The organism is Bifidobacterium callitrichos DSM 23973 (assembly GCF_000741175.1).
GTDB lineage: Bacteria > Actinomycetota > Actinomycetes > Actinomycetales > Bifidobacteriaceae > Bifidobacterium > Bifidobacterium callitrichos.
In genome coordinates this window covers 1-23211 of sequence record NZ_JGYS01000012.1, presented here as the reverse complement: position 1 = coordinate 23211, position 23211 = coordinate 1, and the positions used below count along the sequence as shown (strand labels likewise).

General features: G+C 63.9%; 14 protein-coding genes and 1 pseudogene. 6 read left to right on the top strand and 9 right to left on the bottom strand.

Going from position 1 to position 23211, the window contains the following annotated elements; genetic code table 11:
* Positions 1 to 1360: 1360 nt before the first annotated feature.
* The gene (gene gndA / locus BCAL_RS07500) at positions 1361 to 2815 is read right to left on the bottom strand and encodes an NADP-dependent phosphogluconate dehydrogenase (protein ID WP_043167365.1); all 1455 of its coding nucleotides are present in this window, start codon (positions 2813 to 2815) and stop codon (positions 1361 to 1363) included.
* 352 nt (positions 2816 to 3167) lie between these two features.
* Between gndA and BCAL_RS07495 the strand changes: the two genes are divergently transcribed.
* Positions 3168 to 4358, top strand: coding sequence for a pyridoxal phosphate-dependent aminotransferase (locus BCAL_RS07495; protein ID WP_043167366.1), 1191 nt, complete (start codon positions 3168 to 3170; stop codon positions 4356 to 4358).
* A 9-nt stretch (positions 4359 to 4367) separates the two neighbouring features.
* Here the strand turns inward: BCAL_RS07495 and BCAL_RS07490 are convergent, their stop codons facing one another.
* Positions 4368 to 5630: a putative ABC transporter permease gene (locus BCAL_RS07490; RefSeq protein ID WP_081887354.1), complete on the bottom strand. Its 1263-nt coding sequence runs from the start codon at positions 5628 to 5630 to the stop codon at positions 4368 to 4370.
* Positions 5631 to 5996: 366 nt separating this feature from the next.
* On the opposite strand from BCAL_RS07490, the gene BCAL_RS07485 reads away from it, so the two are divergent.
* The 4 genes from BCAL_RS07485 to BCAL_RS07470 all read left to right on the top strand — a co-directional run bounded on the left by BCAL_RS07485 (position 5997) and on the right by BCAL_RS07470 (position 14115).
* The gene (locus tag BCAL_RS07485; protein WP_238549663.1) at positions 5997 to 7631 is read left to right on the top strand and encodes a beta strand repeat-containing protein; all 1635 of its coding nucleotides are present in this window, start codon (positions 5997 to 5999) and stop codon (positions 7629 to 7631) included.
* 139 nt (positions 7632 to 7770) lie between these two features.
* On the top strand, positions 7771 to 8694 hold the full coding sequence (locus BCAL_RS12255) for a hypothetical protein (protein ID WP_052119299.1): 924 nt from the start codon (positions 7771 to 7773) through the stop codon (positions 8692 to 8694).
* Between the two features lie 493 nt (positions 8695 to 9187).
* On the top strand, positions 9188 to 11914 hold the full coding sequence (locus tag BCAL_RS07475) for a YhgE/Pip domain-containing protein (protein ID WP_081887353.1): 2727 nt from the start codon (positions 9188 to 9190) through the stop codon (positions 11912 to 11914).
* Entirely contained in the window at positions 11911 to 14115 is a 2205-nt protein-coding gene (locus BCAL_RS07470) for a YhgE/Pip domain-containing protein (RefSeq protein ID WP_043167368.1), read from the top strand. The genes BCAL_RS07475 and BCAL_RS07470 overlap by 4 nt, the downstream gene beginning before the upstream one ends.
* Positions 14116 to 14283: 168 nt before the next feature.
* On the opposite strand, the gene BCAL_RS07465 is transcribed toward BCAL_RS07470, so the two are convergent.
* The 7 genes from BCAL_RS07465 to BCAL_RS07435 form a co-directional block, all read right to left on the bottom strand.
* Positions 14284 to 14823, bottom strand: coding sequence for an FMN-binding protein (locus BCAL_RS07465; protein WP_043167369.1), 540 nt, complete (start codon positions 14821 to 14823; stop codon positions 14284 to 14286).
* A gap of 4 nt (positions 14824 to 14827) precedes the next feature.
* Positions 14828 to 15628, bottom strand: coding sequence for an ABC transporter ATP-binding protein (locus tag BCAL_RS07460; protein WP_043167371.1), 801 nt, complete (start codon positions 15626 to 15628; stop codon positions 14828 to 14830).
* Between the two features lie 33 nt (positions 15629 to 15661).
* A complete protein-coding gene (locus tag BCAL_RS07455; RefSeq protein WP_043167373.1) occupies positions 15662 to 17020 on the bottom strand; it encodes an ABC transporter permease in 1359 nt (452 codons plus the stop codon).
* A gap of 57 nt (positions 17021 to 17077) precedes the next feature.
* The gene (locus BCAL_RS07450; RefSeq protein WP_043167375.1) at positions 17078 to 18385 is read right to left on the bottom strand and encodes an ABC transporter permease; all 1308 of its coding nucleotides are present in this window, start codon (positions 18383 to 18385) and stop codon (positions 17078 to 17080) included.
* Positions 18386 to 18420: 35 nt separating this feature from the next.
* The gene (locus BCAL_RS07445; RefSeq protein WP_043167377.1) at positions 18421 to 19698 is read right to left on the bottom strand and encodes a DUF2318 domain-containing protein; all 1278 of its coding nucleotides are present in this window, start codon (positions 19696 to 19698) and stop codon (positions 18421 to 18423) included.
* Between the two features lie 435 nt (positions 19699 to 20133).
* The gene (locus BCAL_RS07440) at positions 20134 to 20841 is read right to left on the bottom strand and encodes an iron transporter (RefSeq protein ID WP_081887352.1); all 708 of its coding nucleotides are present in this window, start codon (positions 20839 to 20841) and stop codon (positions 20134 to 20136) included.
* A 111-nt stretch (positions 20842 to 20952) separates the two neighbouring features.
* Positions 20953 to 22779 (bottom strand): FTR1 family iron permease, encoded by a 1827-nt coding sequence (locus BCAL_RS07435; RefSeq protein ID WP_052119300.1) that lies wholly within the window; start codon positions 22777 to 22779, stop codon positions 20953 to 20955.
* Positions 22780 to 22896: 117 nt separating this feature from the next.
* Between BCAL_RS07435 and BCAL_RS12775 the strand changes: the two are divergent.
* Positions 22897 to 23211: pseudogene (locus tag BCAL_RS12775) on the top strand (transposase family protein); the annotation flags it as partial.

The following is a 23211-nucleotide window of genomic DNA, read 5'->3' as shown; positions in this document are numbered from 1 at the left end:
GGAACTCAGGGTTTTTGCCTCTCCCTCCCATCGGTCGATGACATAGGCACCAGCCCTGTGTCCCCGGCTTCCCCGAGGACACAGGGCACAGCCCAAAGCCCAAACCACAGACCACTAGGTTTCCCGAGGACTATTCGCCCGAACTAGACAAAGTTCCCCGAGGATACCCCTCCCAACCACGGACCACTAGGTTTCCCGAGGACACAGCCCCAAGACCCAATCCACAACACCCAACCCAATCCGCGGACAAATAACCTCCCGAGGACATAAGCCCAGCCCCAAGGGGAGCTTCTCTCCTCCTCAGCGTCACTTATTCCCGAAATAACCCGACACCCCGGGAATATGTGACGCTGCCTCCAACTCAACGTCACTTATTCCCGCGGAGCGGATTATTCTCGGGAATATATGACGCTACCTTAAACTCAACGTCACTTATTCCCGGGAGGTGGATTATTTTCGGGAATATGTGACGCTGAGAGAATCCAAGATATAGAAAACGGTTCCGTGAATGGCCAATCTCACCGATCGCCGTTCATGGAACCGTTTTCGTTGTTCGGATGATCGCCACACAGCAACAAACGGGAGCATGGGGAGAATCCGTGATGGCCGATCTCACCGAACTTGCAAGGGTTGGTGACAGAATTCAACTCTCTTCGTTGCACTTCATGCGTTGCTGTCTGCCACTCAACGCGAAAAACCATGAGAATTGCGTTGCATGGCAGAAATCAGTGCCGCTCAACGCATATTTCACTGTTTTTTACGTTGAACGGCACAGAAGACAATGATTCCAGAAATTGACGTATCGTCAAAATGCCTATTTTCCAACGATCCCGGATATGGAGATCGCTGACTTGATAAGACGATGGGGAGAGCCGACTGCCGTTCAACGAGAAAATCGTCGAAAATTGCATTACGCGGCAGAGGTCTGTGCCGCTCAACGTGATTTCCGACGATTATTGCTTTGAGTGGCAGGAGTTCGTGAATATGTTGCACCGGCCTCTACGCAGCGACCACAACGCAGACTATCCACACGCTCACACGGCCCACTTTCATTTGAATACACAGCAGTGACCACAACGAGTGCCACAGATTCACGAGCGTTCCTCCGGCGAGTCCCTCCCAGTGCCGGGGTGGCGGGTATAGCCGCCACCCACCGAGAACCGGTCGGACGGTCCACAGGACTGTCCTCAAGCCGAAAACCGAAAAATCGAGGCGGCTCCTCGATCCCCGGCTGAACCGATTCGATCGACAATTACCGACTTGTCTTACGGCGAGACCCGATGCTGGGTTGGCGGCATAGCCGCCAACCACCGAACCGGTCGGACAGTCCACCGGACAGTCCTCAAGCCGGGAATCGAGGCTACTCCTCGATTTCCGGCTTGCCCGGTTCGGCCCACAGCGTGTGGAACACGCCCGGCTTGTCGACGCGGCCGTAGGTGTGGGCACCGAAGAGGTCGCGCTGGGACTGGGTCAGGGCGGTGGGCAGGCGCTTGGAGCGCAGGCCGTCGTAGTAGGCCAGGGAGCTGGAGAACACCGGGGTCGGAATACCGGCCTCGATCGCCTTGACGATCACGCGGCGCCACGCATCCTGCGATTCGCCGATGATCTTCTCGAAGTACGGGTCAAACAGCAGCGAGGCCGGCGGGTTGTCGCCCTTGAACGCCTCGGTGATGCGATCGAGCAGGAACTGCGCGCGGATGATGCAGCCGCCACGCCAGATGCGAGCCACCTCGGACAGGTTGATGTCCCAGCCGTAGGTCTTCGCACCGTCCTGGATCTCGTTGAGGCCCTGGGCGTAGGCGACGACCTTGGACGCAAACAGCGCCTTGCGCACATCCTCGATGAACGCGGCCTTATCCTCGCCGTCCAGATCGATGGTCTTGTTCGGACCGGCCAGACCCTCCTGCTGGGCGGCCTCACGCAGCTCGCCATGGGAGGACAGGGCGCGGGCGAACACGGCCTCGCCGATCGAGGCGACCGGGGAGCCGAACTCGAGACCGGTCTGCACGGTCCACGTGCCGGTGCCCTTCATGCCGGCGTGGTCGACGACCACGTCCACGAACGGCTTGCCGGTGGCGGCATCCTTGTGATGCAGCACCTCGGCGGTGATCTCGATCAGGTAGGAGTCGAGATCGCCCTTGTTCCACTCGTCGAACACGTCGGCGATCTCCTCGGCGTCCATACCGAGGCCACGGCGCAGAATGTCGTACGCCTCGCCGATGACCTGCATGTCGGCGTACTCGATGCCGTTGTGCACCATCTTGACGAAGTGGCCGGCGCCGTCGGTGCCGATGTGCGTCACGCACGGCTCACCGTTGACCTTCGCCGCGATCGACTCGAGGATCGGGCCCAGGGTCTTCCAGGATTCCACGGTGCCGCCGGGCATCAGGGACGGGCCGTTGAGCGCGCCCTCCTCACCGCCGGACACGCCGCAGCCGACGAAGTGGAAGCCCTTCGCGCGCACGGCCTTCTCACGCTTGATCGTGTCCTTGAAGAAGGAGTTGCCGCCGTCGACGATGATGTCGCCCGGCTCGAAGACCTCCTCGAGCTGCTCGATCACCGCGTCGGTCGGGGCGCCGGCCTTGACCATGATGATCGCGGTGCGCGGGCGCTTCAGGGACGCGGCGAACTCCTCCAGCGTCTTCGCCGGCACGAACGCGCCCTCGGAGCCGTGCTCCTCCATCAGCTTCTCGGTGCGCGAGTAGTGACGGTTGAACAGGGCCACCGTATTGCCGTGGTGCGCCAGATTGCGCGCCAGATTCGAGCCCATCGCGGCCAATCCGATCACACCGATGTTTGCCGTAGCTTCGGCCATTGCATTGCCTTTCAGTCGACTGACAACAATACTTACGGGGACATGTCCGCGCGAACGTGGCGTGCGGAGATCCCCCACAGTCCCGAGTCTATCGCCGTGTGCGGCCTAAGGCGAGGGGCGTCTTACCCGCGGCGGAATCCGTTTGCGGCGGATCTGCCGTCGGATACGTCGCACCACGGACGACCACGGGACCACGGGACCACGGATGGACACGGGAACGCGGACAAGCATCGGAAGCGAATCGTCACGTCGAGCGGTTGAAGTGGTTGAATAGAAGGCACATGAATCGGACGTCACATGTCAGACATCAGATCAGACATCAGACAACTGTCATCAGGCAAAGGAGTAATCGATGATCAACGAGCATTACAAGGCGATGCTGGGCGGCAAATCCGTCATCCGCACCTTAAGCGAATACGCGACGGCACGAGGCAAGGAGATCGGCTACGAGAACGTGTTCGACTACTCCCTAGGCAATCCGAGCGTGCCTGCGCCGGCCGATTTCTCGCGCACGATGGTCGACCTGTACGAGCACGGTGATCCGGTCGCGATCCATGGCTACTCGCCGTCGCTGGGCATTCCGAGTGTGAAGGACGCGATCGCCGAATCGCTCAATCGCCGGTTCGACATGGATTACACCGGCAATCACATCTTCCCGACCACGGGCGCGGCGGGCGCACTGGCGCACGCGATGCGCGCCGTGACCAAGCCGGGCGACGAGGTCATCACGTTCGCGCCGTACTTCCCCGAATACCAGCCGTACGTGGAGGGCACGGGCGCGCATCTGACCGTGATCCCGGCCGACACCGAAAACTTCCAGATCAACTTCGAGGCGTTCGAGGCGGCGCTCAACCCGGGTGTGCAGGCGGTGCTCATCAACACGCCGAACAACCCGTCCGGCGCCGTGTACTCGGCCGCGACGCTCGACAAGCTCGCGGGCCTTCTGCGCGTCAAGCAGGAGGAGTACGGCCACGACATCTTCCTGATCAGCGACGAACCGTACCGCGAGATCGTGTTCGACGGCGCCACGCAGCCGTACCCGGCGAAGTACTACGACAACACGCTCACCTGCTACTCGTGGTCGAAGTCGCTGTCCCTGCCGGGCGAGCGCATCGGCTACGTGGCGGTCAACCCGCGTGCCACGGACGCGGAGCTGCTCGTGCCGATGATGGGCCAGATCTCGCGCGGCACCGGCCACAACTGCCCGCCGAGCTCGATCCAGCTGGGCGTCGCGAAGGTGCTCGACGAGACCTCCGATCTCGGCGTGTACGAGACGAACATGAACCTGCTGTACGACGCGCTGACCTCGATCGGCTTCGACGTGGTGCGCCCGGGCGGCACGTTCTACATCTTCCCGAAGGCGCTCGAGGAGGATGCGACCGCGTTCTGCATGAAGGCGAAGGAGTACGATCTGATCCTCGTGCCGTCGGAGAGCTTCGGCGTGCCGGGATACTTCCGCATGGCGTACTGCATCGACACGGAGAAGGTCAAGCGCTCGATCCCGGCGCTCGAACGCTTCGCGCGCGAGCAGTACGGACTCTGATCACATACGTCACATACGGCCGGCCTTGGAGGGGTCGAGGGTCATGGTCTGGAATCGCGCGGACATGAAATCGTTGTCGAAGTTGCGCGCGAACCAGGCCGTGATCGGGGAGTCCTGCGGCAGGCCGGCCATGCGCCCGTACCAGCAGTCGAGCGCCATCAGGGTGAAGACGATGTCGACGACCATGAGGATGGCGCATACGGTGGTCAGCGAATAGCGGACCTTCCAGGGGATGCGATTGATCAGGCGCAGGAGGCGCGGCAGGATCCATCGCACCCAGGCCACGCCGATCAGTCCCCAGAAGAACATGTACTTGCCGGAGGTGCGTCCGTCGATCGACAGCCACTGGCCGGTGTAGTCCCACGCGGTGATGCCGAACGCGACCTCCATGAACCAGCTGGTCGCGTATTCGAATGCGCCGCCGATCACCGCGGACGCGCAGAAGATGAGGAACGGATTCGATTTCCACAATCGGTTGAGCGCGACGGTGACGAGCACGGCGCCGCAGCCGTAGATCGGCGAGAACGGACCCCACAGCAGGCCCGCGCGATCCTGTAGCTCGCCGTGGTACATCGCCATGTGGTAGACGGTTTCGATGGCGAGGCCGAACACGCAGGCGACGGTGAACAGCCAGAAGATGTTGAAGAAGTCGAGGGAGATGTAGCCCTTGCCGGACGGGTCGCGGCCGAGCGTACCGGCTCTGACGGCCTGCTCGTAGGCATCGCGATCCTCCATGCGCTTCAGGGCGCGCTGGAGTCGTCGCTCCTCGATCAGGGACGGATCGGCCGCGATCGATACGGCCACAAGGATGATCATCCGGATGCCGGACGGCAGGATATTGGGGCCGAGTCCCTCGAGCGCAAGCGAGAGCATGCCCTCGGCGAGTGTGATCGGCATGAGCACGTACGCCCATCGCGCGGCGTAGCGGCGGCGGTTTCTGATGAGGAGAACGCCGAAGACGATCATCGCGGCCGCCGAGACGATGAGGACCACGGCGTCGAGCGCGTTCAGGTCGGCGGTCAGGCTCATCGCGTTGAACGCGAGCTCGCCACGCATGATCGCCTTGACCGCGTCGATCGAGGCGAATACGACGATCGGCAGCGTGGCCAGGCCGTCGAGCAGCACGAGCACGCCGTAGATGCGGATGATGAGCGGCAGTCGCTTCGCGTCGAGGTCGACGGTCTCGTCGACCTCATCCGCGGCCAGATCGGCGATCGCGGCCGAGGACAGGCCGGTCCGACTCGGATTCTCGGGTCGATGCTCAGTGGACATCGGGTTCTCCATTCCTGCAAGATCTGTTGCGTCCACTCTACTCATCGGTGATTCCACAGCGCTGCCGCTCAGCCGAGCACATCGGCTTCGGCGTTCAGGAAACGTTCAAGGAACGTTCGGAAAGGTCGTCGGAAGGTTTCAGAGCCCGTGCACGGTCACCCAAGGCCCTATCCGGGAACGGGCGGTGTACTAATACCAGCAACGAACGAGGTCCGTCGCACCGCAAGCGTCGCGGCGGACAGGATTCGACGGGACAGTCGACGAGCGATCGTCATGCCAGCCGTAGCAGGTCAGACGAGACCACCGTCACGGCCCGGCACCACGGGGCCGGACGACACCGCGGATCCCCGACGAAAGGCAACAACCATGAGCGATAACAGGCATGCGACCGGCAAGCGGCGGCGCAACGACGCAACCCGCGTCCGCACCATCCAACCCCCGACCGGCAGGATCGCGGCGATCGCCGCCACAGCGGCCCTCGTCGTCGGATTCGGCGGCGGCGCGGCCGGCACCGCGATGCTCCGCGCGACGTCATCCGGCGCAGGCGGCGCGAACGGCGCGAACGCATCGATCACCGGGCAGCCGACCGGCATGGGCGGCGCGAACACGATGACCTACGACTACTCCGGCACGTACACCGCCGCGCTCACCGCCGACGGCGAATCGGTCGAATCGAAGGGCGAGACCACGTCCGCGACCGACGCCGACCAGAACGCGGCGCTCGCACAGAACGGCGGCACGCTCGCGATCGCGAACGGCACGCTCACCAAGTCGGGCGATTCGGACAACGCCGACAACAACAACTTCTACGGGACGAACTCCGTCTCCCTGACCGTCGGCGAGGGATCGAAGACCGTGATCTCCAGCTCGAAGCTCACCGCCGACTCGTCCGGGTCGAACGCCGTGTTCGCGACCGACTCGGGCACCGCGCTCGTGAACGACACGACGATCGCCACGACCGGCGACAATTCGCGAGCGCTGGACGCGACCTACGGCGGCACGATCCTTGCCGGCGAGGTCACCGCGGACACGAAGGGCGACCATTCCGCAACCGTCGCGACCGATCGCGGCGGCGGTTCGATCTCCCTGAACGACGCCACGCTGTCGACCGCGGGATCCGGTTCGCCGCTGCTGTACTCGACCGGCGACGTCGAGGTTACGAACGTGACGGGCACGTCGTCGGGCTCGCAGATCGCGGGCATGGAGGGGCTCAACACGATCCTCATCAAGGATTCCACGCTCACCAGCACGATCACCGGCAAAACGGCGAGCGATCCGGTGGCCAACGGCGTGATCATCTACCAGTCGACCTCCGGTGACGCCGAAGCCTCGACCGGCGAGCACGCGACGTTCCAAGCGGCCGATTCGACGCTGAAATCGTCGATCGAATCGGGGTCGATGTTCTACTTCACGAACACGACGGCCGACGTGGTGCTCTCGAACACGACGCTCGACTTCGATTCGTCGAAGGCGGCGCTGATCACGGCGGCCGGCAATGACTCGAACAACTGGGGCCAGGCCGGGTCGAACGGCGCGACGGTGTCGTTCACCGGCCGCGGACAGACGCTTGAGGGCACGGTTGCGGCCGATACGATCTCGTCGGTCACGCTGAACCTGCTCGAAGGTTCGACGTGGACGGGCATCGCCTCGATCACCGAGAACGCGAGCGCGACCTCCGATTCGACGAGTGACGCACCGATCACGGTGAATGTGGACGGCACCTCGACGTGGGTCGTGACCGATGACACGACCGTGTCCGCACTCAACGTGGCATCCGGCGGCAAGATCGTCGACTCCGACGGCAATACGGTGACGATCAAGGCCGGCGGCAAGACCGTGGTCAAGGGCACCGGATCGGTGACGGTCACAGTGAGCGGCGACTATTCGACGACGCTGCCCGATACGGCGACCGGTGACGACACGACGCTCTCCACCGATCTCATCGACCGATCGGACTACGACACGCAGTTCGGCACCTCGACCTCGTGGACCATGGTCTGACCGGCCCGCCGATATTCAGATATCCCCGAATAACTCCGAACAGCCGATGGGGGCCTGCGACAGGCGTCTCCCATCGCTTCCACGCATAACTCTTATTCTCCATTGCTTCACAATCCACTTCTTCACGAAAGGACCAATCATGAGCGACATCATCAACCAGAACAAGGATCCCCGTCAGGGACAGGGGCGGATCCCCGACCAGCAGACCACGGTACTGCCGTCGAACGCAGCCCCAAAGGCCGACGAAACGGCGGCGACAGTACCGCTCGTTGCGTCGAACCAGAACAGGCAAGCCTCCGCCGCCGCCAATGGCATCGCCGCCAACACCCCGTCGGGAACGCCCGACGCACTTCCTTCGCAGTATGCCGCCCAGCCCCAAGGGGCACCCAAGGGGACACCGAGTGCGGCTGGCAACGCTCCTCTTGCCGGCAACAACGGTGAGCCCGTCTCCAACGGTACCGTCTATGGCACCGTCCACGACAATGTCGCACAGCAGAACGGGCAAACGTATCAGCAGCCGTATCGCGACAATCCGTTCGCCGGCGGAAGCGGCGCCGGAATCGGAGGCAATGGAAACGGGACGTTCGGCACGCCGGGTGCGGGTGCCGCGGGCGCTGGCGCGATCGTCTCGAAGATCAGCGGCAAGGCGATCGCGATCGTCGCCGGCGTCACGCTGGTGTGCGGGCTGCTCGGCGGCGTGGCCGGCGGGTTCACGGTGAACGCGCTGTCGGGCGATTCCGGTTCCACAGCAGGCCAGTCAAGCCAGATGGGCGGCATGGGCGGCGGCATGGGTCACGGCCAGATGCCCGGCGGCAATTCCTCCGGCGGTTCCTCCGATTCCGACTCGTCGACGAATGGCAACGGCAACAGCCAGAACGGCCAGATGGGTCAGCCGCCGAGCGGCGGCCAGGGCGGCAACAGTGGCGACGGTGGCGACGGCAACAGCAACGGTGGCAGCGACAGCAATACCAGCGGTTCCGACTCCAGCAGCTCCTCCAGCTCCAACTCCTCGGACACCGGTCTGACCACTGGCTCCTCCTCCGGTGACGGCATCACCGCCTGATAACCTTGATAATCCCAACGATCCCCGTCGAATACGATTTCGACGGGGATCGTCGTGTTTCAACCCTAGCCCCCATCCCCCTCTCCCAATGTTGGCGTCACAAATTCCCGAAATTTCCCCTACTCTCGGGAATATATGACGCTGGTGATTGGTCAGCGTCACTTTTTCCCGAGATCCTCCCTGTGCTCGGGAATATATGACGCTCACCAATCACCAGCGTCAACCAAAATTAGACACTTTACCCATCGACACGGCAATCCGGCACCACTGCCCCCGTTGTTCCGAACACATGGTCTATGGTGTGTTGCGATACTTGGATCATTGGATGCCAAAAAGTTGACAACAAGTCAACTTTGTCCAATCACAACGACCACGACGACACCATGGAGCGGAGAACCGGCACGAAGCTCCTCACGGCCGGACGGCAACGTCCGACGGCTCCGAACGGGAACGGGCACAACGGCCACACGGACGAGAGAAGGAACATAAGGTCATGGGCAACGTTTTCGCGATACTGAAACGCGACCTCATCCGCATCCTCAGGGTACCGGCGGCATGGGTGATCGTCACCGGACTGATCTTCATCCCGCCGCTGTACGCGTGGTTCAACATCATCGGATTCTGGAGCCCGTACACCAACACGCAGGGCATCCAGGTGGTCATCGCCAACAACGACAAGGGCACCGAGAACGCGCTCGTCGGCAAGACGAACCTCGGCAAGCAGATCGTCACGCAGCTCAAGGCGAACCATCAGCTCGGATGGACGTTCACCGACGAATCGGAGGCGCTGAACCGCGTGCAGTCCGGCGAAGCGTACGCGGCGATCGTCATCCCGGCGAGTTTCAGCGACGATATGATCGGCGCGATCACCGGCGGCGACCAGCCGCAGCTCGAATACTACGTCAACGAAAAGGCGAGCGCTATTGCCCCGAAGATCACCGACATCGGCGCGAGCACGGTCGACAATCAGGTCAACAGCACGTTCGTCTCCACGGTGAGCCAGGCGCTCTCCGACGCGGTCAACAAGGCCACGGACGCGGCCGGCGGCACGGCGGACGCCATGCGCTCGGACGTGCTCGACGATCTCGACGACGCGCGGCGGGATGTCGCGAACACGCGTAAGATCATCGGCTCGCTCAAAACCACGCTGGGCAAAACCCCGGCCAAGACGAAGGACGCGCGCGAGGCGCTCGCCCGCACGCAGACGCTGCTTGGCAAGGCGAGCACCGGACTAGGCGATCTGTCGACCCGCATCAACGGCGCGCAGTCGCGGATCACCACGTTCACCATGAACGCGAACACCGTGCTCGATAGCGGTTCGTCGCTGCTGTCGCAGACCTCGCAGCAGGCGAGCGCGGGCGTCAACCACGTGACGGCCGGTCTGACGGTTGCCAACGGCGCGGCAGGCGATGCGATCACGACGCTGCAGACCGTCAACGACGCCAACACGCAGGCGATCGCGAAGCTCAAGGCCATCGCGGCTGAGCTGCCGAACGGCGGCGGCGCGGCGCTCACCAAGGCGATCGCGAAGCTGGAGACCGAGAACCGGCACACCACGCAGACGCTGGCCGACATCAAACAGCTCAACACCGACACCGGCGCGACCATCACCTCGGTGTCGGGGCTCGCCACGAGCTTCGACACGGCCACACAGTCGTCGCTCGCCGCGAACTCGGCGGCACGCAAGGCGATCACCTCGGGCGCGCTGCCGAAGCTCAACGGCGGTCTCAACACGCTGGCGGGCACAGCCGGCACGATCGCCGGAGGACTGGGCGGTCAGAACGCGCTGATCTCGCAGACGAACGTCGTGTTGAATCAGCTCGACAATGCGGCCGCGAGCACGATCAGCTCGCTGGATCACACCGATCAGGCGCTCAAGCAGATGGAGACCAAGCTCGAGACGACCTCCACCGATCTGAAGGCCCTCGACACGTCCAGCATGCTGTCCGACCTGTTCGGCGGCAGCGGCAAGGACGGTTCCGGCAAGCTCGACACGGATCGCATCGCCAAGTTCATGCTTTCCCCCACCGTGATCGACACGAAGATCCTCTACCCGATCAACGCGTACGGCTCGGGCATGGCACCGCTGTTCACGAACATGGCGCTGTGGGTGGGCGCGTTCGCGCTCGCCGTGATCATGAAGCTCGAGACCGACGACGAGGGCATCGAGCATATGACGATCACGCAGGGATATATGGCCCGTTTCCTGATGTTCGGCCTGTTCGCCGCGGCGCAGGGCGCGGTCACGACGCTGGGCGATCTCATCATCGGCGTGCAGAGCGTGAACCCATTCGCGTTCGTCGCGACCGGCGTGATCACCTCGCTCGTGTACGCGTCGATCGTGTTCGCGTTCTCGACGACGTTCCTTCATGTGGGCAAGGGCATCTGCGTGGCGTTGATCATCCTGCAGATCCCGGGCGCGTCGGGCCTGTATCCGATCGAGATGATGCCCGACTTCTTCCGCAATCTGTACCCGTTCTTCCCGTTCACGTATTCGATCGACGCGTTCCGTGAGACGATCGGCGGCTTCTACGGCGGCTACTGGTTCTCGAAGATCGGCCGGCTGCTGCTGTTCGCCGTCGTCGCGTTCGTGCTGGGACTGGTCGTGCGACCGTTGATGGCGAACGTGAATCGCCTGTTCGCGCGTCAGATCGACGAGAGCGACATGATCATCGGCGAGCCGGTGCACATGCCCGGCACCGAGTACCGAATGACCGCGGCGGTGCGCGTGCTCGCCAACCACGAGGGGTATCGCGAGCGCATCGAGCGCAAGGCGGCGGCGTTCGCCGCACAGTATCCGCGATTGAAGCGCGGCGCGCTGATCGCGGGTCTGGTGGTGCCGGCGATCCTCGTCGTCACGTTCTCGCTGACGCCGAACACGAAGCTCGAGGCGATGCTCGCCTGGCTGATCTGGGTGCTGTTGATCATCGCGTTCCTCATCACGATCGAATACGTGCGCGACAGTCTGCGCCGCCAGACCGAACTGGGCAATCTGGACGACGAGGCGATCCGCTCGTACATCCACGGCATCGAACGGGGACGCGAGCAGGCGCGGGAGAGGCGGGCGCAGGCGCGCAAGGCAAAGGCGATGGCCCGCGCGAAGACGGAGGCGGAGCCAACCGCGAAGACGGAGCAGCAGACCGCGCCCGCCGAAAGCCCCGAGGACACAGCAGATGCGGAGGACACCGCACACACCACCGAGGAAAGGAACGAGCGATGAGGACCATGTGGCGTCTGTTCACCGGCGATGTGCGCAGGATCACGAGCAACATCGTCTCGATCATCATCGTGATAGGACTCACGGTGATTCCCGGCCTGTTCACCTGGTTCAACGTCGCGGCGAGCTGGGACCCGTTCAGCAACCTCAAGAACCTGAAGTTCGCGGTCGCCAGCGTCGATGAGGGCTACGAATCGGATCTGATCCCGGTCAGGATCACGATCGGCGACACGGTCGTCAACACGCTGCGCGCCAATTCGCAGCTCGACTGGACGTTCACGACGAAATCGGACGCGATCGAGGGGACGAAATCAGGCAAATACTATGCGGCGATCGTCATTCCGAAGGACTTCAGCAGCAAGATGATGACGTTCTTCTCCTCGGATGCGCAAAGCGTGAAGATCAGCTACTACGAGAACGAGAAGAAGAACGCGCTCGCCCCGAACCTCACCACGGAGGGTGCGAGCGAGGTGTCGACGCAGATCAACGAGATGTTCGCCAAGACGCTGACGAGCACCGCGCTGTCGGTCGCGTCGTCGCTGGCGGACGACCTGTCGAAACCGGAGTCGAAGACCGCGCTGGCCCGGTTCAGCGCGAATATCAGCGAGTTCTCGACGACGCTCGGCAACACGTCGTCAATGATCGGCGACTACGCGTCGCTGACCGGTTCGGCCGACGCGCTGCTCGCCGATTCGGCCGAACTGATCGCCGGAGTCGGCGGTTCGGCCGATGCCGCCGGCGAGACGCTCAAAAGCGCCAAGTCGGGGGTCGACGACGTGTCCGGGGCGATGAACGATGCGGCGAACGCGCTGTCGAACGCGCTCAAGGCGAGCGCGGCAAGCTACGGCGCGGTGTCCGACGCGGCCGACAAGCTGTACGCTTCGACCGCCACGCAGGCCGAGGATACCGCCGCCGCCCTCGACACGCAGGCGGCTCACGTGGGCGATCAGATCGCCGAATACGAGTCGATCCGCGCCGATATCGCGTCCGTGCAGGCCGCGCTTGACGAACGGCTGCAGGGGTTGCTCGACCCGACGCTGGATCGTCTCGACACGGCGATCGCCCTGCAGAAGACCTTGCAGCAGCGTCTGAGCGACGCGGCCAAGACCGTGCGCGATCGCAGTGCCGACTCGCAGGCGCGTCGCGCCGAGATCAAAAAGCTGGCGGCGCAGGCGAAGGCCGCGATCGAGGGCGTGAAATCCGATTTCAACGCGTCGCTCCAGACGCAGATCGACCAGATCGAGTCGTCGGTCAATCAGGCGACAGGCGCGCTCGACACGGCGTCGGCGAAACTCGACGGCACGCTCGACGAACTGGGCACGACGGTGTCGGGCGCACGCAAGAATCTCGCCAGCGTGCGCACGACGCTGGAATCGGTGTCCGCCAAGCTCGCGAAGGCGGGCAAGGAGCTGGGATCGTTCAACGAGCGGCTGTCGAAGGCGCTCGACAGCGGCGATATGGCGATGGTCAAGGAGGTGCTCGGCAACGATCCGGAGAAGCTGGCGGGCGTGCTGTCGGCACCGGTCGAGCTCAAGCGCAAGGCCCTGTTCCCGGTGAGCAATTTCGGTTCGGCGCTGGCTCCCCTGTACATCATCCTGCCGCTGTGGGTGGGTGCGCTGCTCATGGTGGTGACGCTCAAGACGAGCGTGTCACGCCGCGTGCGCGAGGAGCTGACCGAGCGGGCGGGCGGCGTTGCGCCGCGGCCGCATCAGCTGTTCCTCGGCCATTACGGGGTGTTCGGGCTGATCGCACTGATGCAGAGCACGTTCTCGCTGGCCGGCGCACTGCTGTTCATCCACGTGCAGTCGGTGCACCCGATGCTGTTCATGCTCACCGGATGGGTGAGCTCGCTGGTGTTCTCGTTCTTCACGTACACGATGACGGTGAGCTTCGGCAACGTGGGCAAGGCGATCGGCGTGCTCATGCTCATTGTGCAGATCTCCGGCTCGAACGCCGCGTATCCGTTGCAGATGCTGCCCTCGTGGATCGGGCGGATCAGCCCGCTGCTGCCGATCACGCATTCGGTCAAGGCTCTGAGGGCCGCGATCGCGGGCATCTATGCGATGGATTACTGGTGGGCGTTGGGCGCCCTGCTGCTGTTCGTGCCGCCGCTACTGCTGATCGGGCTGCTGCTGCGCAAGCCGCTGGTGAGGTTCAACCGGTGGTACGTGGAGAAGGTCGAAAGCACCAAGGTGATCGCATAGCGTTGCAGCGAATCGTTCTCAATAAGAAAAGTGTGAGGCCATCGCACGTGATCGCACAATCGCACATTGCCAAAAAGCCTGCAATTCCAATGTTTTCGGCCTAGTGATGTGCGATAGCGCCCCGGCGGAGCCTCACACTTTTCTTATTGAGAACGATTCGCTGCAACGCTACTGGACGGAGGCCTGCTGACGGACGACGTCGAGGGCCTTGTTGAAGGCGTCGGACGTCCAGCTGGCGCCGGCGACCTTGTCGACCTTGAGCCCCTTGAGCGGCTTGCCGTCGACGACGCCGTTGATCGCGTTGGCGAAGTCGGTCTGATGCTGCTTGGAGATCTGCGTGAACGGGTGGCCGATCACCTCGACCGTCTCGACGTTCTGGTCCTTGATCGTGAAGTGGACGTCGATCGAGTCCTCGCCCACCGGGCCGTACTGGCCGTTGACCGAGTAGGTGCCGTCCTTGTAGTTGCCGGTGTCCTTGCCGCTTGCGGCGTCGGACGAGGACGAGTCGTCGGACGCCCCCGCGTCCGCATCGCCGCTGGACTGCGACTGCTCCTCCTGGGACTGCTGGGTCTCACCGGAGTTGCCCGAATACTGGTCGTCCATCGGCGTGGCCTTCGACTCGCCGCAGCCGGCCACCCCGCCCAAGAGGGCCAGCGTGGCGGCGGTCAGGGCCACAGCCTTGACGGCCTTATCGTTCCTATCGCTCATATTCTCACTCCTCACCGCCGGTTTTGGCGGCCTTGGTCGGATCGGCAAATCCGATCGGCAGGTCGCCCTCGCGCTGGGCTCCCTCCTCGGTGGAGCCGGTGAACGCCGGGCGGCCGCCCTCGGCCTCATATGCGGCGCGGGCCTTCTCATCGTTCCACTTCTCGCCGACGAGCACGCCGTGGTTGAGCATGATCTCGCGTTCGGCGCAGCTGGCGACCAGCGCGTCGTGCGTGACGACGATGATCGTCGTGCCCTGATCGTGCAGCTGGCGGAACAGGTCAAGGACGATCTTCTCGTTCTTCTCGTCGAGGTTGCCGGTCGGCTCGTCGGCGAGGATGAGCTTCGGATCGTTGATGAGCGCGCGGGCGATGCACACGCGCTGCTGCTCGCCGCCGGAAAGCTGGCCGGGCAGGTGGTGGGCGCGATCCTTGAGTCCGACGCGATCGAGCGCCTCGAGCGCCTGCTTCTCGTCGACGACCGAATGGTAGTACTGGGCGACCATCACGTTCTCGACGGCCGTCAGATGCGGCACGAGGTAGAACTTCTGGAACACCAGTCCGATCATGTTCTTGCGCACGTCGGCCAGCTGCGCGGCGTTCAAGTCCTCGAGCTTGCGGCCCTCCAGCTTCACGGAGCCCTTGGACGGCGAGTCCATGCAGCCGATCATGTTCATGAGCGTGGTCTTGCCGGAGCCGGACGAGCCGACGATCGCCAGCCATTCGCCCTGCGGCACGGTGAGGTTCAGGTCGTCCACGGCGTGCAGGTCGCCGTAGATCTTCGAGATGTGATCGAGTTCAAGCAGCATGATGATTCCTTTGTTCTTCGCGATTGTGCGCGATTACTCCTCGCGCAGCACGATGGCGGGGTCGATGCGCGAGGCGCGCGAGACGGGCGGGATGGAGGCGAGCACGGCGATCAGCGCGCTGAAGAGCACCGATCCGATCGCGAGCGGCCAGTTGACGGGCAGCGATCGCTGGAAGACGACGCCGGTGAGCACACGGGCCAGCGCATAGCCGATGCCGGTGCCGATGAGGCCGCCGATCAGGCCGTACAGCGCGCTTTCGACGTAGAACTCCACGCCGATGGAGGCGCTGGATGCGCCGAGCGCCTTCCTCAGGCCGATCTCGTAGCTGCGCTGGGAGACGATCGAGCTGATCGTCGTGGAGACGCCGACGAGGGTGAGCACGAGCACGACGATGGAGACGATCCAGAACAGGGTCTGCAGCATCGTGATGATGCGCGTGTCGGAGGAGGTGATCTTGGTGACCTGCTGCGCCTTGACGTGCATCGAGGTCATGTCGTTGATCGACTTGACGGTGGCGGCGAGGTCGTCGCCGGATGCGGAGGCGGAGTATTCGATCACGTCGACGCCGCGCGTGACGCCGGTGAGCTTGTCGACGTCGGCGTTGGTCGCGTAGATGATCGAATCCTCGCTGCCGCCGGTGTCGACGATGCCGGCGACGCGGAATTCGGTGCCCTTGGTGTCCATGATGTCGCTGGAGACGCGGCCGTCCTGCGTGGGCTGGGCGGAGGTCTCTCCCCCGGTCTCGGCATTCGCCGAGCCGGCCCCCTCGTCAGAGGGGGCCGAGGAAGAGGAGTCCGTCGCACCGGACTGGGCCGAGGAGGAAGAGGACGTCCCGGCGGAGGCCGAGGAGGAGGAGGCGTTGTCGGAGGCTCGGTAGCCGATGGTGATGCCACCGCCGATCTTGGCGTTGAGCGCGTCGGCGACGTCGCGGCCGATGAGCACCTTGCCGTCGGTGGGCCAGGAGCCTTCGACGTTCCAGTGGTGGTTGAGGTTCTCGACCTGCGCGGGGTCGACGCCGGCCATCACGTACGGCGCGGCGTTGACGCGCACGTTCTCGTAGCGATAGGTCGCGTACTTGGCGGAGCCCTTGGCGCGCACCATTTCGGTGGTGTGCTTGACCATCGCCGCGTCGATGCCCGACTTCGCGGCGGAGGAACCAGCCGAGTCGGACGATGACGAATCATCCGTCTCGCCGGTCGGGGTGACGATGAGGTTCGCGCCGTATGCGCGCATCTCATCGTTCATCTGCTGCGGCACGGCGATGCAGATCGCCGCGAGGCAGAACAGCGTGGCCGCGCCGACCAGCGACGCGACGACGGCCATGATCGCACGCGAACGGCGGCGGAACACCGCGCCGAAGAGCATGCGGAAGAACATACCGGTATTGGTCATAGGTCGGCTCCCTCCATCACGATGTCGTTTGCGATTCCCCGCATCACGCGCTCCGACTCAGCGTCCATGGAGCACCTCCGCGGGCTTGACGCTCAGAATCGAGCGGATCGACGAGGATGCGGCGACGAGCACGGTCAACGCGAGCAGCACGAACACGAGCACGAACACCATCGGGCGCATCGTGATGCCCGAGGAGAACACCACCTGTCCGATGAGCTGCGCGACGCCGGAGCCGAGCAGCGCGCCGACGAGCGCGCCGACGAGCGAGATCGCGGCGGTTTCGGCGAGCATCAGGCGGGAGACGGCGCCGTCGGTCGCGCCGATCGCCTTGAGCAGCGCGAGCTCGCTGGAGCGTTCGGAGATCGACGCGGCCATGAGGTTCGCGACCGCGACCGCCGCGGCGACGAGGCTCAGCGCGGTCATCAGGATCATCACGGCCTGCGTCTTCTGCAGCACGTTGCCCTGCAGGGCGGCGACCTGACGCACCTGCTTGGCGACGGCCCCCGGAATCACCTCCTCGATCTGGTAGGCGATCGAGCTCGGGTAGGCAGTGCAGTACCACGTCTCCCACTCATCCTGGCTCAACGCGGCCGGGTTCTGCGAGGCCTTGCGCGCCAGATCGTTCTCCGGCGTGGTCAGCGCCTTGACCTCGATCTTGTCGACCGAGTCGGGCAGGTTCGCGAGCACCTGCGCGGTGGACGAGGCGATGTAGAGCGAGCCGTTGTCGTCGTCGCCGGAGTCGTAGACGCCGGTGAGCCTGATCTTCTGCTCGTTGGTCTTGCCGTCGGCGGTCTTCTTGGTGAGGGTGATCGTGTCGCCGGTCTTGACTCCCAGCTTCCCGGCGAGGGTCGTGCCGATGACGCCCTGATCGGTGTCGTCCTTCGGCCATGCGCCGTCGAGCTTCCACCACGAGCGCATGCCGTCGACGCCGACCACGGTCGACTCGCCGGATGCCAGCTTGAGGGTCTTGTTGAACCACGTGCCGACGATCGGCACGTCCACGCCGTCGACGGTGGCGTGCACGTTGAGCTGCGGCGCGAAGTTCGTGATGTTGAACGCCCAGAAGATCGTCTTGATCTTCGGCGCGTCCGACTCCTTGAGGAACGCGGTCGGGTCGGACTGGTCGCCCGCCGCCGCACCGGCCTCGGTGTTGTACAGGTCGGAGACCACCGCGTCGGCCTTCGGCTGGACGGTGATGTTCGAGCCGTACGTGGACAGCTCGGCGTTGAGCTTGTCACCCACGTCGAAGACGACGCCGAGCATCGCCACCGACACCGTGGCCGACAGGCACACGGTCAGGGCGATGAGCAGTCGCCGACGCAGCTGACGCGTGAACGACCGCGCGATCATACGCAGAAAGAACATGATGTTGCCTCCGTCTCAATGCATCGCTGACTGCATCACTGGAAGTGGGCGCTCAGCGCGTCCAGATCGGCGGTTTGGATCGTGATCTTGCCGCCGCCCATCTTGAACGGGAACGGTATCGGGTTGCATCCGCCCTTGAAGCCGATCGTCGCCAGGTTGATGGCGACCTCGCACTTCTTGCAGATGATCTTGCCGTCCTTCTCGTAGTAGCCGGCGTCGCCGCAGTTCTCGCATGCGTCGAGACCGATGCCGTACGCGCCGCCGTTCTTCTTGATGATGATGAAGCGCATCTCGGTGCCGTCCTTCGCCTTGTATTCGAAGCGATGCAGGTGGCCGTCCTCGACCTGCGCGAACGTGATCGTCGCGACGCCGTCCTTCAACGAGTAGTCCTCCGGCGGGGAAAGGGTGATCTGCTGGGTGGTGGCGGACACGCCGACGGTGAGCGTCAGAGTCACGCCGATCATCGCGACGAGGCTCCACACGGCCGAGGCGATCGCGTGGCGACGGAACGCCTTGTGACGGCGCACGGTCGCCTCGTTGACGCCGGGCTCGGGCTTCGTCGTCATGCGGAATCCGGCGATCATCGAGGCGACGGCCGGGATCGCGAACACCAGCGCCTGCACCATGATCATCTGCTGGTTGTGGTTGATCGAGAAGACGAGCGGCTGGAACAGGAATCGCGGGAAGTACAGGGAGTGCGCCTGAATCATCTGCAGCAGGCCGGTCGCGTGCTGGATGAACAGGATCGCCATCATCAGCACCGAGGCGACGGTGAACGAGATGCGCACGGCGGTCGAACGCATCGTGCGGAAGATCAGGGCGACGATCGCCGACATCGCGAGCCCGAGCAGGAAGCCGAGGGCGCGCAGCAGCATGTCGGAGGTGAAGACCGGAGCGTCCGGCTCCACCCAGATCGTCAGCTGGAGGATCACGTCCGGCAGGGCGTAGAAGAGGGTCAGGGCGATCGCGATCGCGGACACCGCGTTCGCGAGGTGCATCCAGATCGCGTGTTTGCGCCAGTCCTTGACGATCCACGGGGAGGCGATCACCGCGGCGATCGCGAGCAGGTCGACGACGACGGCGACCGTGAGGACCGGCTGGTTGACGAAGGTGCGCTGGTTGATGACGGCGGTGGCGCGCAGGGTGGCGAACACAATCGCCGCGATCGTGCCGAGGATGAATCCCCACAGGCGCCAATGGGAGCTGATCGGCTTGTCCTTGCCCTCGCCGACCGTGAGCATCACGCTCAGGCACATGATCAGCAACGCGGGGGCCAGCGTCCCCGGCATCACCGCAACGAATTGTTCAAGCATTCGCGCCCTTTCCTTGTGGGGTTTGGATTGTCCTGCGCGTCCTCGGCTCCCCTTGTCAGGGGAGCTGGCCCGCGAAAGCGGGTCTGAGGGGTAGTCAATGCGATAACGGACTTCCGGGCGCAGAATACTATGCGCCTTATCGGCCGAAAGCCCCCTCTTGAAGTTGAGGGGGCTCTGTTGGGTTGTCATGCGGCGGAGTGATCGGAATAGTAACGGCGAATCGTCACCGATAATACGGACGTTCGCGTTCGCGAACGACTGCATTTCTGGCTCGCTGTCGCTCGTCCTCGCCTAAAAACGCCTCTGGCGTTTTCTTAACGGCTCGGCCACTCCGCCGTGCACTGGAGGACGGCCTTCGGCCGACTGTCCCGGGCGACGCTGCCGCATCGCCCATGAGTGCTACAAACAGCCCACCGGGCTGTTTGCTTTACGCACTCACCACTGACGCGGGGTGTACTCCCAGTTGTCGAAGGTGACCTCGATCGGCTCGGTCCAGAAGCGGCCCTTGACACCGGTCTCCGGGTCGACGTGGAGCATCCAGCCCTTCTTGGCCGGGGACTCGATCGAGAGCTTCAGCTGGTAGGTGCCGGCCTTGTCGAGCTTGACGTTGGCGCCGTAGTGCGGGCCGTCGGAGGCGTTCATCTGCATGAAGGTACCGGAGGTGGCGGTGCCGCCCTCGACTTCCTTGCCGGTGGACTTGTCGATGATCGTGTAGTTGACGGTCAGGTCCGGGATGAAGTCGGTCTTGCCGTAGCCGAGCTCGGTGCCCTTCTCGTTGGCGTGGATGTCGGCCTCGAGGTGGAAGGAGGCGTCCGCGGCCTTGAGGCCCATGGAGGACGGCTCCATGTCGATCGGCTGGAAGTAGACGGCGCCGACGGTCAGCGGGCCGACCTCCTGATCCTGCTCCTCGGCGGTGCCGGACGGGCCGACCGGGACCTCCTCGAAGCCGGCACCGGCGTCGGAGGCGGCGGCGTCATCGGAGCTGGAGGAGTCCGAGCTGGAGGAGTCGGAGGACTGCGAGGAGGAGTCCGACTTCGTGTCGGCGGTGCTGGTGTTGGAGGAGCCGCAGGCGGCCATCGTGAAGGTCATCGAACCGGCGAGCAGCAGGCCGAGCAGGGCGGCCATCTTCTTGTTCTTCATCATTTCTTGTTCTCTCCTATGTTGGGGTTGTGATTGGAGTTCACAGATTGGTTGGTTGTTGAATTATCGATTACTCGGGGAAAGTCTGTATGGGTGGATGGTGGATTCGGCCGGTCACTTCGCGGCAACGGCTCCGGCGTTCGCGGACGCCTTGAGCCTGCGCTGCTTGATGAAGCCGACCACGAACAGCGCGATCACGGCGATGGCGGCAAGCACCTGCGCCACGATGCACTCGACGTACGGGTAGAAGCCGAGCCAGTCGTTCGTTGGCACGCCCTGCAGGTAGATGGCCGGAAGCAGGTCGCCCTCGATCAGCGCGTGCACACCGCCGCCGGCGAAGACGACCACGAGCACGGACATGAGGATCGACGTGACGAGGAAGAACGGTCCGATCGGGATCTTCACCGACGTGAATCGGATGATCAGGAAGATGATGACGAGCACGACGGCCGCGGCGATGCCGCCGGTCCACATGCCCTTCGAATCCTGGCTCATCGAGTAGATCGACTCATAGAAGATCACGGTTTCGGCACCCTCGCGGAACACGGCGAGGAAGCTCAGCATCGCGAGCGAGACGACCGTGCCGAACGCGATCTGCTCACCGGATTCGACCTGCGAGGAGGCGGTCTTGACGGCCGCTTCGGTCTTGGTCCTGATGTAGCGGTTCCATGCCTCGACCGAGCTCTTGTTGAGCATCCAGTTGCTGGTCCACAGCAGCATGCACATGGCGATGAGCGCGCACACGCCCTCCATGATCTCCTGCTGCGGGCCGGAGCCGCCGAACAGCAGGCCGAAGATCACGGCGATGACGCCGGATCCGGCGAGACCGACGAGCACGCCGACGTAGATCCACTTGGTGAGCTTCCTGTTGCCGGACTTGACGAGGTAGGCGATCACGGCGGCCACGACCAGCAGCGCCTCAAGACCCTCGCGCACGAGGATGATGAACGACTGGCCGACGGCGCTGGTGATGAACTTGGTGAAGCCGCCCTCCTTGTCCGCGGCACCGCCGTCGAGGATGCCCGCATCCTTGACCAGCATGGCCTTCAGGTCGTCGATGAGCTTCTTGGTCTCTTTGAGGGAGGCGCCGGTGTTCATCGCCTTGCGGGACATCTTGAACTGGTATTCGACCTCGGAGACGCGGCTGCCGCTGATGGCGTTCATCACGTTCTTCTCAAAGCCGAGCTTCTCGTAGTACTGGTAGTAGGCGTTGTTGACGAGGGTCGCGCCCTTGGCGCCGTCGCCCTTCTCGTACGCCTTGTAGGCGTTGTCGAGGATCGGGACCATCTCGTTGGCCACGTCGGTCCAGGAGCGGTTGCCCTTGCCGGGGTTCTTCTTCTTTTTGGCGTCGAGCTCCTTGCGCTCCTTGGCGAGCTGATCCTGCAGGGCCTTGGCGTAGGCGCGCGGCTTGGCGAGCTGCGCATTGGCGTCGAGCTGCTGGCCGGTGGCGTCGAGGTCGGCCGTGAGGGCCGCGATCTTCTCATCGATCTGCGCATCGTTGCCGGGCACGTAGGAGAGGTTCTGGATGTCCTGGAACGCCTGCTGCTGGGCGGCCTGCTTGTCGGCGCCGATCGTCTGGCTGACGACGGCGGTGAAATTGGAGGCCACGTAGATCGAGTTGTACGCGGCCATGAAGTCGGAGGTGGAGCCAGCGGTATTGCCGGACTTGTATTCCTTGACGCCGGACTTGAGCTGCTTGTCCATCGCCTTGGCGACGGCGGTCCACGACTCGTAGTCGGTGGCGGAGCTGGTCGACGATTCGGCCGCCGAGGCGGTCTGCGGGGCGAGGATCGCCAGCGGGCCGCTCTGACCGTTCCGGGCCGATCCCCCGAACGGGGCGACGGCGAGCGCGGCGATCATGAGCACGGCCAACAGCGCCGCGGCTGACGAGCACAGGCCGGCCGAGGCGCGTTTGAGCACAGCGAACGCGCGTGAAGACATGATGTTTGAAATTCCTCTCTAATCCAAAACTGCCCACAGGATAGAAGAAAAAAGGCCTTTCGCTGTTTGTGGTGGGTGATGGTGTGCGGTGTGGTGTCTGTCGGGTAGGTTGGAGGCATGGATACCTCGCGTTTGTTCACGGCCGCGCTTCAGTTGCGGGAGCCTTGGAGGGTCGAGTCGGTGGATTTCCGGGACGGCGACGACGGCAGGCAGGAGTTGCATATCGGGATCGGTTTCGAGGCGGGCTCGCGGGTTCCGTTGTCCCGAGCCGGGGTGCCGGCGGGACGAGTGCCCGGTGCATGACACGCGCGGGCGCGTGTGGACGGCATCTGAACTTCTTCCAGTACAAGGCGTTCATCCATGCCGGCGTGCCGCGCGTGACATGCCCGGAGCATGGCGTGAGGACCGTGCCTGTCCCGTGGGCCGAGACCG

Coding starts and splice junctions, on each gene's coding strand:
- BCAL_RS07485 (WP_238549663.1), top strand. CDS start 5,997: ATGAGCGATAACAGGCATGCGACCGGCAAGCGGCGGCGCAACGACGCA.
- BCAL_RS07495 (WP_043167366.1), top strand. CDS start 3,168: ATGATCAACGAGCATTACAAGGCGATGCTGGGCGGCAAATCCGTCATC.
- BCAL_RS07450 (WP_043167375.1), bottom strand. CDS start 18,385: ATGTTCTTTCTGCGTATGATCGCGCGGTCGTTCACGCGTCAGCTGCGT.
- BCAL_RS07465 (WP_043167369.1), bottom strand. CDS start 14,823: ATGAGCGATAGGAACGATAAGGCCGTCAAGGCTGTGGCCCTGACCGCC.
- gndA (WP_043167365.1), bottom strand. CDS start 2,815: ATGGCCGAAGCTACGGCAAACATCGGTGTGATCGGATTGGCCGCGATG.
- BCAL_RS07445 (WP_043167377.1), bottom strand. CDS start 19,698: ATGCTTGAACAATTCGTTGCGGTGATGCCGGGGACGCTGGCCCCCGCG.
- BCAL_RS07440 (WP_081887352.1), bottom strand. CDS start 20,841: ATGATGAAGAACAAGAAGATGGCCGCCCTGCTCGGCCTGCTGCTCGCC.
- BCAL_RS07475 (WP_081887353.1), top strand. CDS start 9,188: ATGGGCAACGTTTTCGCGATACTGAAACGCGACCTCATCCGCATCCTC.
- BCAL_RS07435 (WP_052119300.1), bottom strand. CDS start 22,779: ATGTCTTCACGCGCGTTCGCTGTGCTCAAACGCGCCTCGGCCGGCCTG.
- BCAL_RS07455 (WP_043167373.1), bottom strand. CDS start 17,020: ATGACCAATACCGGTATGTTCTTCCGCATGCTCTTCGGCGCGGTGTTC.
- BCAL_RS07490 (WP_081887354.1), bottom strand. CDS start 5,630: ATGTCCACTGAGCATCGACCCGAGAATCCGAGTCGGACCGGCCTGTCC.
- BCAL_RS12255 (WP_052119299.1), top strand. CDS start 7,771: ATGAGCGACATCATCAACCAGAACAAGGATCCCCGTCAGGGACAGGGG.
- BCAL_RS07470 (WP_043167368.1), top strand. CDS start 11,911: ATGAGGACCATGTGGCGTCTGTTCACCGGCGATGTGCGCAGGATCACG.
- BCAL_RS07460 (WP_043167371.1), bottom strand. CDS start 15,628: ATGCTGCTTGAACTCGATCACATCTCGAAGATCTACGGCGACCTGCAC.